The sequence below is a fragment of the Aequorivita viscosa genome (assembly GCF_900106795.1).
GTDB classification, from domain to species: Bacteria; Bacteroidota; Bacteroidia; order Flavobacteriales; family Flavobacteriaceae; genus Aequorivita; species Aequorivita viscosa.
In genome coordinates this window covers 36,319-49,286 of sequence record NZ_FNNS01000006.1, presented here as the reverse complement: position 1 = coordinate 49,286, position 12,968 = coordinate 36,319, and the positions used below count along the sequence as shown (strand labels likewise).

Annotated in this window: 14 protein-coding genes and 1 pseudogene; 10 read left to right on the top strand and 5 right to left on the bottom strand. The window is 36.2% G+C overall.

The features are described from left to right. Window positions 1-55: 55 nt before the first annotated feature. The 4 genes from purE to purK all read right to left on the bottom strand — a co-directional run bounded on the left by purE (window position 56) and on the right by purK (window position 2,358). Window positions 56-532: a 5-(carboxyamino)imidazole ribonucleotide mutase gene (gene purE, locus BLW28_RS04760; protein WP_073215947.1), complete on the bottom strand. Its 477-nt coding sequence runs from the start codon at window positions 530-532 to the stop codon at window positions 56-58. A 163-nt stretch (window positions 533-695) separates the two neighbouring features. Further along, complete coding sequence (locus BLW28_RS04755) at window positions 696-932, bottom strand: type II toxin-antitoxin system death-on-curing family toxin (RefSeq protein WP_083540672.1); 237 nt, start codon at window positions 930-932, stop codon at window positions 696-698. Further along, on the bottom strand, window positions 929-1,108 hold the full coding sequence (locus tag BLW28_RS04750) for a hypothetical protein (RefSeq protein ID WP_073215950.1): 180 nt from the start codon (window positions 1,106-1,108) through the stop codon (window positions 929-931). Before BLW28_RS04750 ends, BLW28_RS04755 begins: the two co-directional genes overlap by 4 nt. Window positions 1,109-1,203: 95 nt before the next feature. Next, the gene (purK, locus tag BLW28_RS04745; RefSeq protein WP_073215953.1) at window positions 1,204-2,358 is read right to left on the bottom strand and encodes a 5-(carboxyamino)imidazole ribonucleotide synthase; all 1,155 of its coding nucleotides are present in this window, start codon (window positions 2,356-2,358) and stop codon (window positions 1,204-1,206) included. 426 nt (window positions 2,359-2,784) lie between these two features. Here purK and BLW28_RS04740 point away from each other — a divergent pair, with 426 nt between their 5' ends. The 5 genes from BLW28_RS04740 (at window position 2,785) to BLW28_RS04720 (ending at window position 6,066) form a co-directional block, all read left to right on the top strand. Next, a complete protein-coding gene (locus BLW28_RS04740; RefSeq protein WP_073215955.1) occupies window positions 2,785-3,327 on the top strand; it encodes a GNAT family N-acetyltransferase in 543 nt (180 codons plus the stop codon). Between the two features lie 178 nt (window positions 3,328-3,505). Next, window positions 3,506-3,967, top strand: a complete 462-nt coding sequence (locus BLW28_RS04735) for a hotdog fold thioesterase (protein WP_073215958.1) — start codon at window positions 3,506-3,508, stop codon at window positions 3,965-3,967. 187 nt (window positions 3,968-4,154) lie between these two features. Continuing rightward, on the top strand, window positions 4,155-4,469 hold the full coding sequence (locus BLW28_RS04730; protein WP_073215961.1) for a thioredoxin family protein: 315 nt from the start codon (window positions 4,155-4,157) through the stop codon (window positions 4,467-4,469). Between the two features lie 149 nt (window positions 4,470-4,618). Next, window positions 4,619-5,353, top strand: a complete 735-nt coding sequence (locus BLW28_RS04725; protein WP_073215964.1) for a hypothetical protein — start codon at window positions 4,619-4,621, stop codon at window positions 5,351-5,353. A gap of 5 nt (window positions 5,354-5,358) precedes the next feature. Beyond that, window positions 5,359-6,066, top strand: coding sequence for a hypothetical protein (locus BLW28_RS04720; protein ID WP_092842536.1), 708 nt, complete (start codon window positions 5,359-5,361; stop codon window positions 6,064-6,066). Between the two features lie 8 nt (window positions 6,067-6,074). On the opposite strand, the gene BLW28_RS04715 is transcribed toward BLW28_RS04720, so the two are convergent. Then, window positions 6,075-7,202, bottom strand: coding sequence for a M23 family metallopeptidase (locus BLW28_RS04715; protein ID WP_073215970.1), 1,128 nt, complete (start codon window positions 7,200-7,202; stop codon window positions 6,075-6,077). 630 nt (window positions 7,203-7,832) lie between these two features. Here BLW28_RS04715 and BLW28_RS04710 point away from each other — a divergent pair. The 5 genes and pseudogenes from BLW28_RS04710 to BLW28_RS04690 form a co-directional block, all read left to right on the top strand. Next, window positions 7,833-8,411: pseudogene (locus BLW28_RS04710) on the top strand (adenylate kinase); the annotation flags it as partial. A 108-nt stretch (window positions 8,412-8,519) separates the two neighbouring features. Then, a complete protein-coding gene (gene obgE / locus BLW28_RS04705; protein WP_073215976.1) occupies window positions 8,520-9,518 on the top strand; it encodes a GTPase ObgE in 999 nt (332 codons plus the stop codon). A gap of 391 nt (window positions 9,519-9,909) precedes the next feature. Continuing rightward, window positions 9,910-10,431 (top strand): DUF4136 domain-containing protein, encoded by a 522-nt coding sequence (locus BLW28_RS04700; RefSeq protein ID WP_073215979.1) that lies wholly within the window; start codon window positions 9,910-9,912, stop codon window positions 10,429-10,431. A gap of 40 nt (window positions 10,432-10,471) precedes the next feature. After that, window positions 10,472-11,512, top strand: coding sequence for a tetratricopeptide repeat protein (locus BLW28_RS04695; RefSeq protein WP_244885842.1), 1,041 nt, complete (start codon window positions 10,472-10,474; stop codon window positions 11,510-11,512). 94 nt (window positions 11,513-11,606) lie between these two features. Next, entirely contained in the window at window positions 11,607-12,968 is a 1,362-nt protein-coding gene (locus BLW28_RS04690) for a UDP-N-acetylmuramate--L-alanine ligase (protein WP_073215982.1), read from the top strand.

The following is a 12,968-nucleotide window of genomic DNA, read 5'->3' as shown; positions in this document are numbered from 1 at the left end:
GGAGTGAGTCTGCGGAAATTGGCGAAATCTGCGGAAACTTTTTTTAAAACTATTTCTATAATTCTTTTGAAGCGGCCTCGACCTTAATCTTCAATTCTTCTTTATAAGCAATAATTCTATCTAAAACAGCTTTATTGCTTGCTCCAATGATTTGTGCAGCAAGGATGCCAGCGTTTTTTGCGCCATTAAGTGCAACTGTTGCAACGGGAACGCCACCAGGCATTTGCAAGATAGAAAGTACACTGTCCCAGCCATCAATTGAATTGCTTGACTTTACAGGTACGCCAATTACTGGAAGTGGAGACAATGAGGCTATCATTCCGGGAAGGTGAGCAGCTCCTCCAGCTCCGGCAATGATTACTGAAATTTTGCGTTTATGGGCGTTTTTTCCATAATCAAATAGTTTGTCGGGGGTTCGGTGTGCAGAAACAATGTCTACTTCCACTTCAATTTGGAATTCTTTTAAAATATCTATTGCGTCCTGCATTACTGGCAGGTCGCTGGTGCTTCCCATTATTATTGCTACTTTCATTTATTTATTATTTGCTGCTTCTCTTTGACCCAACCATACAGGATTAATTAATCCTTCTTGGTTGTGTGGCTTTTAATCCATTTAATTATTGATTCAGTATTCATTCTACCTTCTGATATAGATATAACAAAACTGTAAATATCATCTTCTGCTAACAACAATCTCATAAAAACATATCCATTCTTTTATTTCCATCAATAAAGGGATGATTTATAATTGTGCTTTCCAAAATTGCGGCAGATTTTTCTATTGCTGTAGGATAAAGATCTAATCCATCAAAAGTTTGATATGGTCTATTAAGAGCAGAAAGAAGCCCGTTGTTGTCACGTATCCCTGAGGAACCTCCCGAAAACCCTGCAATGATTAAATTAATCTCTTTTGCGAGGTTTGCTGAAATCATTTGGCAAACCTTTCGAAAAGATTTTTTTCTTTTTTTAATAAACCTTTGATATAATCTTTTCGTTTTTCATCATTCTCTTTTATCTGTTCTATAAAAGACATCGTTTCTTCTAATTGCTCATTCGAAAAAGATTCTATGGTGTTTTTTATTTTATTTCTTTTTTCAATTGTAGTCATAACCAGAAAATTTAGATAAATATACAAAATATACTCAGTTGTTTTAGTCGGAAATAACCTCCAAAAGCTGTTGCATTTTTTGCAACAAATCGTTATTATTTTGAAATCACTTCAATCGTCTTCTTAACCCCCTCTGCAATCCTCCGTGCTTCCTTAAGATCTTTGTTAACAATGGTCACATGGCCCATTTTCCGAAAAGGGCGTGTTTCTTTTTTACCGTAAATGTGGGGTGTTACGCCTTCCATCGCCAGAATTTTTTCTATGTTTTTATAAACCACCTTTCCTGTATGACCTTCGGCGCCAACTAGGTTTACCATTATTCCGCCCACTTTGCTGTCAGTATTGCCGAGAGGTAAATCTAAAATGGCTCTTATTTGTTGTTCAAATTGATTGGTGTAGCTGGCTTCAATGCTGTAGTGCCCGCTATTATGCGGTCTTGGGGCAACTTCGTTAACTAATATCTCATCGTCTTCGGTCTGGAACATTTCTACGGCTAGTAATCCCACGTGTTTGAAAGCTTCAGAAACCTTAGAGGCTAAATCGCGCGCTTTTTGGGCAACTGCTTCGTTTATTCTCGCAGGACATATTACGTATTCTACTTGATTGGCTTCGGGGTGAAATTCCATTTCTACAACTGGGTAGGTTTTTACTTCTCCCGAAGGATTTCTCGCCACTATGACTGCCAATTCATTTTTAAAGGGAATCAGTTTTTCAGCAATGCACGCGCCTTCCGATAGAGGAATTGTATCCGTTGCACTTCGGATAACGCTTACGCCTTTGCCATCATAACCTCCCGTACAGCTTTTCCATACAAATGGGAAATGAAGCTCTTTTCTTACAATCGCCTCATTCAATTCGTTTTTATCTTTATAAACCTTAAAAGGCGCAGTGGGAATTTTGTGTTCTTTATAAAATTGTTTCTGTATGCCTTTGTCTTGAATATTTCGCAATGTTTCTGCACTTGGATAAACTTTTACGCCTTCATTTTCCAACTTTTCTAACGCCTCAATGTTTACACCTTCAATCTCAAAAGTGAGAATGTCCACGTTTTTTCCGAAGTTATAAACGGTTTCAAAATCCATCAAGTCTCCTTGTTCAAAATAATCAGTCGATATACGGCAAGGGGCTTCGGGGCTGGGGTCAAGTACGTGTGTGCGAATGTCCCATTTTCGGGTTTCGTAGAGCATCATTTTTCCCAATTGCCCACCGCCAAGAATGCCGAGGGTGAAGTTGGTGGAGAAGTAGTTCATTACAACGTGTTTATGGTTTGTGTTTTGGAGTCAATTTTTGCAAAGATAGTTATTTTGATCCTTGGGCTCCGTTCAGCCTATGACTTTTGTTACAGGGTAATTGTCGAGTTTCACAAGGCGTTAATTTAGTTTAATTGTAGGTGAAATTATTCCAGGCTTTTAATTGATTGTCGGCAAAACATCATAAAGCTATGAATAGCAACTTCTATATGTAGTCTCTAACAGCGAATACTTCCTTTATTCTGCGTTATTCCGCGTGATCCGCGGGATTTATTTCGCATTCTCAGATTTTTGTTTCCGCTGATTTTGTAAATGTTCGCAGACTTTTTTATTCGTATGGCAAAAAACGCGTATACAATTTTTTAATTTAGCTTGCTGGTTTAAATTTTTAAACCGAATTTATTTTCTCTTAAATAATTTTTAAATATGAAAATTCACATAGTAACAGAACGTTTAATAATGCGCGATTTGACTTCGGAAGATGCTTTAAATATGTTTATAATGGACTCCGATGCTGATGTGCATAAATTTTTGGGAAATAAACCTGTTGCGACTTTAAGGGAAACAAGAGAAATTATACAAAACATTCAAAAACAGTATACCGAGAATGGAATTGGCAGATGGGCTGTCGTGGAAAAAGCAAGCAGAGAGTTTGTTGGTTGGAGCGGTTTTAAACTAGTTACAAATGTTGTTAACGAAAAGACAGGTTATTATGATTTAGGTTACCGTTTTATGAAAAAACACTGGGGAAAGGGATTTGCTTCCGAAACTGCTATAGCGGCTTTAAATCACGGCTTTAGAAAGCTTAATTATTCTGAAATAGTTGGAATTGCAGATGTAAAGCATATTGCCTCGAATAAAATTTTACAAAAAATAGGACTCATAAAAAGAAATGAGTTTTTTTATGATGGATCGCTTCATAATTTTTATTCGCTTACTAGAGAAGAGTGGGAAGCTTTAAAAAAATAAGAATGCAATGATTGAGAACTCCTCCTGCTCATTTTCTTCAAATAGATTTCAATAGTTCTAGGCTCTATAATTATCGAAGGTTTCTCAGTACATTTGAAGGAAGTTAAAATAATAGTTAAAGCTGTTTTTGAAAACTCTGATTATGTAAAAAGTACAGACAAAAAATTATAGTAATACAATGCTCGAAAATAATACAGAACTTATAAAAATGGCCTTTGAAGAAAGCATTCCGATGCATAAATTCTTAGGATTGAAAATAGAGATACTCGAAAAGAATTTTGTCAGGGTTAGTGTCCCTTTTAGGAATGAATTGGTGGGCGATTTCAGGAATAATATATGGCACGGCGGTGTAATTGCTACCGTTATGGATTCTGTTGGAGGTGTAATTGGTGCTTTGCACTTTACGTCGCTCGAAGACAAAATCTCTACAATCGATTTAAGAGTGGACTATCTTCGGGGAGCAGAACCACAAGCTATTATGGTGGAAGGGAAAATCATTAGATTTGGTAACAGAATACTCGTCGCCCGAATGAAGGCATTTCAAAATGATCAACTAATTGCTGAGGGAAAAGGCGTTTATAATTTTGTTAGAAAGAATGCTATAGGAGAAGAAGCAGATGATGATATATCTGAAGTTTAATAACTAGTGCTACGTTAAGTCAAAAATATCGCATAATCCAAGGCGTCTTTTGTGGCATCTTGTCGTTAAAAAATAATTCCGTAGCTAAGGCTATGCAATGATTTTTTGTTTAAAGCTATCACAAAATTCACGATTGCCTTATGCGTAATTTCAACTTTAACTTAACACTAGTTTAATTTTATTCACAATGGATTTAACCACTTTAAAAAATTTGATTGCGTCTGAGACTGGGGTTGCAGTTTATTTTTCTGCACCCAACTGTGGGGTATGTCATGCGCTAAGACCAAAAATTGAGGAATTATTTTCTGAGAAATTTCCTTCTGTAAAGTTTGTTCATGTTCAAATTGATAAATCACCTGGAATTTCAGGAGAGTATAGCGTTTTTTCCGCTCCAACTTTACTTGTTTTTTTTGAAGGAAAAGAGTTTTTAAGAAAAGTTAGGCTGATGAGTATTCAGGAACTCCAAGGCACTATAGCACGACCTTATAAGATGCTATTTTAGATTTTTTAAAATATCAAAAAAATGTTAAATGGTTATATCTTCTGTGAAAATAGTGTTATTTTGTTTACATTCATATCCTACTAGTTAAGCAAGTATTTATCTTACATAAAAAAATTGTTGTATTTTTGTACAAAAATTAGATTCATATTATGAAACAGTTCAAATTCTTTTCGCCGATAAAGTCTATTCAAGGGCTTCTCATTGTTTTCCTATTAACTTCGCTCTCTGTTACTGCTCAAGTAGGTATTGGAACCAATACTCCAGCTGCTGGTAGTGCTTTGCAAATAGATAGTACCACAGGCGCACTTGTGCCGCCGAGAGTTACTAACGCACAAATGCTAGCTATATCACCGCTTGATGGAGCAATAGTTTATAACACCGAAGCTGATGCGTTATTTATTTATTCGTCAGGTTCTTGGAACAATATTAAAACAGTAGAACCACTTCCTTCTATAATCATAAGTAAAGAATGGGGCGCAGGCAACAATAATAATTTGGTTTCAACTACTAACAATACCTATTATAATTTTCCTATTGGTTCTAGCGAAGTCCTTTCTAATGATCCTAGTTTTTTTACCGTTACATCGAATGGAACTGTGCGGATTGAAGAGGACGGAAATTATTTAATAACTGCTGGTTTTTCTGTAGATGAGTTGCCAACAGGCGATCATAAATACATTATTGGAGTTTATAAAGGTTCTACATTAATAGGCTATTTGGTGCGTGGAAATGTTGACATGGCTGCTGACGACGAATTTGGAACTAGTGGCGTAATGGCTTTGCCTTTTAAGAAAAATGATGTAGTAAGCCTGCAATATGTGTTAAATAATGGTGGTACTCCATTAGACGCGCGTTTCTTCAAAATAGGAATTATTAAAATGTAAATGATATGAACTATTTAATAAGAAACATTATAGTATTTGGTTTTTTTCTAGTTACTACTTCAATGTTAGCTCAGAAAGGAGTAGGTATAAATACATCTAATATAGATGATGGGAGTGCGTTACAAATTGAGAGTACGACTGGTGCTCTGGTGATACCTCGGATGACGAATGCACAAATGGTAGCTATAACAAATGTACTCGATGGTGCTTTTGTCTTTAATACAACTGATAATAAGCTGTATACTCGCATAAGCGGTAGCTGGACTGAGTATACTCATGATGAAGTTGCCACCATTATTTTTAATAAAGGTTCAGGTAGTTTTTCTCAAAGTGCTACGCCAGTACTTATGCCACTTAACAATACCAATGTGTTGTTTAATTCTGTCGGGTACTATGAATTGGATGGATCACCATCTACAAATGGCACCGTAACGGTATTGCATGACGGATTGTATATTATAACGGCAGGAATGTCTACAAGTAATTTACCAGCTGGTGCTAAAAAATACAGTCTTCAAGTATATGTAAACGGCACATTGGCTACTTATCTTACCAACGGGTATGTAAACCTTTCATCGCAAGAGTGGTGGGGCACAAGCGGAAATTTCCCTGTTCTGTTGCAAGCGAATGATCTTGTTGAAGTCAAGTACACATTGGAAGGTACAGGTTCGTTAGCTGGTAGGTTTTTTCAGATTGCGATTACGAAATTATAATTCTTTTATCAAAACTCAATCACATCACTTTCTGAAGGGAGTACGTTGTTAAATACTTTAGGCGTTGTAGGAATGAAGGGATATATAGGTTTTATATCTAAATATCCTATTGGCGCAACTCCCAACTTTGTAAATTGGGTGAATTTATAAGGCAAGCTTTCTAAATAGAGTCCATCAGAATATTTCGTCAATTGTTTGTTTTCAGGATTTGTAAGCACGTGCATATGTAAATGGGGTGCGGTAGAGTTTCCTGAGTTTCCCAAACGACCTAATTCCTGTCCGGTTACTACAGTGTCTCCAATTTCCACTTTGACTGAATTTTGCACTAAATGGCAATAAGTTCCAATGGTGCCATCGACGTGTTCGATATACACTACATTTCCCGTAACATTATTTTCGTCTATTGAATAATCTAGTTCGGGAGGAGATTGATTGTCTGGAATACCGTCTTTGGTGTATATTACTTTTCCACCTCTGGCTGCTATTATTGGAAGATTATAGCAATGCCAATCTTCTAGATTTGAACCGTCATTAAGATATGGAAGACCATCTAATAACATAGCATAGTCAATTGCATAACGTTGTGGATTGTTTCCAAATAAATAACCTTGTTGCTCTTCGTCAAAAAAGGGTTCCGCAAATGGAAATAAAGAACGGGTATGGTACGAATTGCTGCCTGGAGCACCTTCGGCTAGCCAAACTCCTTGTGGTACCGGAAAGGCAATGGTTATTGGGTCTTGGTATTGTTCTTGTACTTGTAGGTTAAAGGTGTAATGCTTTTCAAGTCCTGTCGCATCTTTATATTGAAATTTATGTGTCAATTCTTGATTGTGCCAACCTGCTTCAGGATATTCAATCCAAATACTTGCAAGATGTATATCGTCTCGGCTACGGAAATCGGTATACGACAACTGTAAATTATCTTCATTATAAATATCAACCTTAGAGAGGCTTGATGCTTTTACGTGCATTTCGTAAACAAACCATACTCCCGTGGTGTTTTGTACCTTGACTGGTGATGTGGTTAGCGCTACATAAAAATCAATATTGCTATCTTTTAAATCATCATTATTACTGCAAGAAGAAACAAGAACTAAGGTTGCTAATGCAAGTATATAAAGGCTCTCATTAAACATAATGTTGTTCGTTTTAAAATTAAATCTTATTTAGCCACTACTGGTTTTAAAAAAATTTGATACTCTAAAAGAAAGGTTTTTACATAACTTGAAAATGTAAATACTCAAATTTTATTTTTCAAATATATGAATTAAATTAAGTAAACTGAGTTTAAAATTTAATTATTATGATATTTATGCTTATTATAGTATTATATAGCTAATATTTTGGCTAAAAAACTACGTAGGTCTACGTATAGTGTAATTTTAATATTTTTATATGAAAAAAGGAGCTATAACTTCAGTATTCTATTAATTGCTCTCTTGTTGACTAATAGTCATTTCTTTACAGATTTTTTTAGAATTGAAAAGCAGGATATTTTTGTGTGAATTTTCTTTCGATTCCCTGCATATATAAGCTATGTGAAATTACCTATTTTTTAAAAAAACTTGAAGTAAGTAATCTTAGAGTATTTTATCTTAATTTTTAGTTTTTCCCTATAAAATGGTCTATGTTTTCAACTCCTTTAAGCAATTTGATTTGCTAGTAATGATTTGCTATTAAGCGGTTAGAAGATTTATTTATAGTTTAAAGTTTAACTACTTTTTAATTTCGTATTTTTACCCCTTCGTTTGTTATTCATTAAACCACAACCAATGACCAATATTATTTTGTTTGGCCCTCCAGGGGCAGGGAAAGGGACTCAAGCTAACTTTCTCAAAGAAAAGTACAACCTAGTTCACATCTCTACTGGCGATGTTTTTCGATTTAATATTAAAAACGAAACTGACCTAGGAAATCTTGCCAAGTCCTTTATGGCAAAAGGAAAATTGGTGCCAGATGAAATTACAATTGACATGTTGAGCAATGAGGTTGATAAAAACCCAGAAGCAAACGGTTTTATTTTTGACGGCTTTCCAAGAACAAAAGCCCAGGCAGATGCACTTGGTCATTTAATGGACGATAAAGATTCACAAATTGATGCTATGGTAGCCTTGGAAGTAGATGATGAGGTCCTGGTTCAAAGACTTTTGAACCGTGGTAAAACTAGTGGTAGAGCTGATGATGCAGATGAAAGCATAATTCGAAATCGTATAAAAGTGTACTACAACGAAACTGCCGTGTTAAAAGACTATTATCAAAAAAGAGATAAATACTACGGCGTTGATGGAGTTGGAAGTATCGAAGAAATTACTGCTCGTTTGAGCAAAGTTATAGATAGTTTGTAATTTACAGTTTAAGTAAGTTTATAGAGCTGTAATTCCAACCATATTTATTAAAATAACAGTTAGTATTGGTTTCAAATTAACTGAAATCTGTGCTTTAAATATTTGAAAGTGACTGAAGGAAATTTTGTTGATTACGTAAAAGTTCATGTAACATCTGGAAAGGGTGGACAAGGAAGTCGGCATATGCGCAGGGAAAAATATATTCCTAAAGGCGGACCAGATGGTGGTGATGGAGGTCGTGGAGGTCACGTAATCGTTAAGGCAAATAAAAACCTTTGGACGCTTTACCACCTAAAATTTAAAAGACACTTTAGAGCTGAGCACGGAAGTGCCGGAAGTAAGCAAACTAGTACAGGTGCCGATGGTGCCGATGTTTATATAGAAGTGCCTTTAGGTACAGTTATTCGGGATAAAGAAACTGAAGAGGTGCTAGTGGAACTTACCGAAGATGGAGAAGAGAAGGTTATTGCCAAAGGAGGCCGTGGAGGTTTAGGGAATGCACATTTTAAATCATCGACCAACCAAACCCCTCGTTATGCACAGCCAGGAGAGGAAGGGGTTGAGTTGGATATTATTATTGAATTAAAAATTCTGGCAGATGTAGGCTTAGTCGGTTTTCCAAATGCTGGAAAATCAACATTATTATCAGTTATTACAGCTGCAAAACCTAAAATTGCCAATTACGAATTTACAACCTTGAAGCCGAATTTAGGAATTGTAGAATATCGCGACTTTCAAACTTTTGTAGTTGCCGATATTCCTGGAATAATTGAAGGAGCAGCCGAAGGCAAAGGAATTGGACATCGGTTTCTACGTCATATTGAACGAAATTCAACACTATTATTTCTAATTCCCGCCGATGCACCGGATATTAAGGAGCAATACGATATTTTAGTTGATGAATTGCGTCGGTACAATCCCGAATTGCTCGATAAAGAACGTTTGGTTACCATCAGTAAAAGCGATATGCTCGACGATGAGCTAAAAGCTGAAATGAAGAAAATATTAGATAAGGAATTTAAAGATGTTCCCTATATGTTTATTTCGGCTGTTTCAAATCAAGGACTTACTGAATTGAAAGATAAACTTTGGAAAATGCTTAACTAATAATCGGTTGCCGAACATTACTAAGATAAAATATTAGGTGTTTGTTTCTAAATTTTTGTTACAAGTAGTTCCTTGTTGAAAACTTGAAATTAAGCTTCTTGAACGTTTTATTTCATACCTTTCAGTCTATCAAAGTTTTCAGGTATAAAAATCACATCTTTTCGTTTTTATTCTTTCTACATCTTCTCTATATTCAATATCCGGTATCTATTTATAAAATGATACACAAGCAGCAGTGGATATTTCTTTCAGTGTCTATACTAATCGTCAATATATTTAAACCTTAATTATAGATGGATCAAGGAAGCGCAACCAAAAAATTGTTAAACAATAGCAAAGCCGAAATTCACGGAGGCTTTTTTATGTACTTTTATTGAAAATAAATAGGCGAATGAAGCTTCTCTCAATTATAGCAATTACGCTACTTTTAGTCTCTTGCGGCGCAACCGTAGCTGTGGATTATGACCAACAAGTAGATTTTTCAAAATACAAAACTTATAATTTTTATCCTTCAATCCAATCTGGTTTAAGCAATTTGGACGACTCTAGAATTATGCAAATTACCGATAGTTTGTTACAGCAGCACGGTTTTGTGAAAAATGATAATCCGCAATTGTTGATTAACTTTTTTGCACAAGAAAGTGTTTCAGCTTCCAAAAGTACACTGGGTATCGGTATTGGAAGTGGTGGCGGAAATGTAGGTGTGGGAGTGAGCGGAGGTATTCCCATTGGCGGTAGAGTTATCAATCAACAACTCACAGTAGATTTTATTGATGCCGATGTTGACGACCTTGTCTGGCAAGCTGTGGCAGAAGGTGAAATGAAAGAACGTAGTACGCCCCAACAAAAAGAAGCATATTATTTTGCTGTAATTGAGAAAATATTAAAGCAATATCCGCCGAAAAAGAAATAAACAGTTTTTAATAAGTCAGTACACAATAAATCAGAAATCCGTGTTTAGCAATCAGAACGTAATCAAAATTGTAACTTCTAACTTCTTTATTAAGTTATTTAGTGGAGTAGAAGTGCGAGGAAAATTTCCGATTTCAATAACGTTTCTATTGCTTTTTCCACTTGTCAATTTTTCTCAAACCAATTTTCAACAGGCAGAAGAATTTTTTAAAAAAGAAAAGTTTTCACAAGCAAAACCGATTTTCAAAAGGCATTTAAAACAAAATCCCAAAGACAAGAAGACACTAGAATATTTAGGAGATATAGCGGCTCATGATCAAAATTGGGATGATGCGATAAAATATTATAAAGCCTTGGTGGAAGAAGAGGACGGCAACGCCAATTTTCATTATAAATATGGCGGTGCTTTGGGAATGAAAGCGGTTTCGGTAAATAAGCTCCGGGCCGCAACGTATTTAGGAGATATTAAAAGAGAATTGGAATTGGCCGCAAAACTCGACCCCAATCACATCGATACGCGCTGGGCACTCATTGAATATTACTTGCAACTTCCGGGGATGTTGGGAGGTAGTGAAAGCAAGGCAACTAATTACGCCAAGGAATTACAAACTATCTCGCCAGTTGATGGCTATCTCGCTATGGGCCATATAGCTGAATATTCAGAAAGATATAAAGAGGCAGTGGAGTATTATAAAAAAGCAGTGAAAGTTGGAGGCTCTCCGCTCACCTATAATAAACTTGCCAGTTTGTATGAGAAAAACAATCAACCACAGCAAGCATTGGAAACTATTTCTAAATCCTTAAAAGTTCACAAAGACAACAATCTAAATTACCAAATCGGAAAATTATCAGCAAAATATAACATCGAACCTGAATACGGAATTGATTGTCTCGGAACGTATTTGGCTAATTATTCAGATAATAACGCAGCGTCCAAAGCGTGGGCATACTACTATTTGGCACAGATAAACAAAAACGTAGGTAAAAAGCAATTGGCACTTACTTGGATAGATAAAGCGCTCAATGAAAAATCAAATTTCGAGGAAGCACAAAATGAAAAAACACGCATCTTAGCGCTTTAATCCAGAAGTCCGAATTCTAAATCTAAATTAGAAAAAGTATCTTTGTATAACAGTTGCCAACCTGCAACTTGTAACCTGAAATCTGATACACCACATGAAAATTCATTTCATAGCCATAGGAGGTAGTGCCATGCACAATCTAGCGCTTGCATTGCACCAAAAAGGAGATGCAGTAACGGGGAGCGATGACGAAATTTTTGAGCCCTCCAAAACAAGATTGAATAACAAAGGTCTATTACCTGCCAAAGAAGGTTGGTTTCCTGAGAAAATTACTTCAGATATTGATGCTGTTATTTTAGGAATGCACGCCAAAGCCGATAATCCGGAACTTTTGAAAGCAAAGGAACTCGATCTAAAAATATACAGCTACCCTGAATTTCTATACGAACAATCAAAAACCAAGACACGTGTTGTAATTGGTGGTTCTCACGGCAAGACTACCATTACATCAATGATTCTTCACGTGATGAATTATCACGAAAAAGAGGTAGATTATATGGTTGGCGCCCAACTTGAAGGGTTTGACACTATGGTTAAAATTACCGATGAGAGCGACTTTATGGTAATTGAAGGCGATGAATATCTCTCGTCACCAATAGATAGGCGTCCAAAGTTTCATCTATATAAACCAAACATTGCTTTGCTAAGTGGCATAGCGTGGGACCACGTCAACGTGTTTCCTACCTATGAAAATTATGTAGCACAGTTTGAAATATTTTTGAATGAAATCACCAATGGCGGTGCAATTATTTATAACGAAGAAGATCCTGAAGTAAAGCGTATTGTTGAAGCGACAACGAGCCCTATTAAAAAATATCCATACCGCACACCAGAGTATTCGGTAGATAATGGAACTACTTTGTTGGCAACGCCTGAAGGCCCAATGCCCATCGAAATCTTCGGAGAACACAACCTTAACAACCTTGAAGGTGCCCGTTGGATTTGCCAATTAATGGGTGTTGACGCTGACGACTTTTACGAAGCCATCGCTACATTTAAAGGCGCAAGCAAACGTTTAGAGAAAATAGCCGAAACCAAAAATGCTGTTGCCTATAAAGATTATGCCCATTCACCCAGTAAGGTAAAAGCAACAACTCAGGCTGTAAAAAATCAATATCCGAGTAGAAAACTGATTGCATGCTTGGAGCTTCATACGTACAGTAGCTTATCTCCTGATTTCCTAAAAGAGTACCGTGGAACGTTGGATTCGGCTGATTCGGCTGTGGTATTTTATTCTCCTCATGCCGTCATGATAAAGCAATTGGAAGAAATAAAAAGGGAACAAATTGAAGAAGCTTTTGACAGAAAGGATTTAGTCGTTTTTACTAATCCTGCAGATTTTAAAACCTATCTCTATTCCCAAGATTATGAAAACTCGTGTTTGCTTTTAATGAGCAGCGGGAATTATGGCGGACTTGATTTTGAGGCGGTGAAGGGATACATCAAAAAGGAATGA

What these genes read in the sequence shown, in the direction of transcription:
- purE (WP_073215947.1), bottom strand. Translation starts at nt 532, where the DNA reads ATGAAAGTAGCAATAATAATGGGAAGCACCAGCGACCTGCCAGTAATG.
- BLW28_RS04755 (WP_083540672.1), bottom strand. Translation starts at nt 932, where the DNA reads ATGATTTCAGCAAACCTCGCAAAAGAGATTAATTTAATCATTGCAGGG.
- BLW28_RS04750 (WP_073215950.1), bottom strand. Translation starts at nt 1,108, where the DNA reads ATGACTACAATTGAAAAAAGAAATAAAATAAAAAACACCATAGAATCT.
- purK (WP_073215953.1), bottom strand. Translation starts at nt 2,358, where the DNA reads ATGAACTACTTCTCCACCAACTTCACCCTCGGCATTCTTGGCGGTGGG.
- BLW28_RS04740 (WP_073215955.1), top strand. Translation starts at nt 2,785, where the DNA reads ATGAAAATTCACATAGTAACAGAACGTTTAATAATGCGCGATTTGACT.
- BLW28_RS04735 (WP_073215958.1), top strand. Translation starts at nt 3,506, where the DNA reads ATGCTCGAAAATAATACAGAACTTATAAAAATGGCCTTTGAAGAAAGC.
- BLW28_RS04730 (WP_073215961.1), top strand. Translation starts at nt 4,155, where the DNA reads ATGGATTTAACCACTTTAAAAAATTTGATTGCGTCTGAGACTGGGGTT.
- BLW28_RS04725 (WP_073215964.1), top strand. Translation starts at nt 4,619, where the DNA reads ATGAAACAGTTCAAATTCTTTTCGCCGATAAAGTCTATTCAAGGGCTT.
- BLW28_RS04720 (WP_092842536.1), top strand. Translation starts at nt 5,359, where the DNA reads ATGAACTATTTAATAAGAAACATTATAGTATTTGGTTTTTTTCTAGTT.
- BLW28_RS04715 (WP_073215970.1), bottom strand. Translation starts at nt 7,202, where the DNA reads ATGTTTAATGAGAGCCTTTATATACTTGCATTAGCAACCTTAGTTCTT.
- BLW28_RS04700 (WP_073215979.1), top strand. Translation starts at nt 9,910, where the DNA reads ATGAAGCTTCTCTCAATTATAGCAATTACGCTACTTTTAGTCTCTTGC.
- BLW28_RS04690 (WP_073215982.1), top strand. Translation starts at nt 11,607, where the DNA reads ATGAAAATTCATTTCATAGCCATAGGAGGTAGTGCCATGCACAATCTA.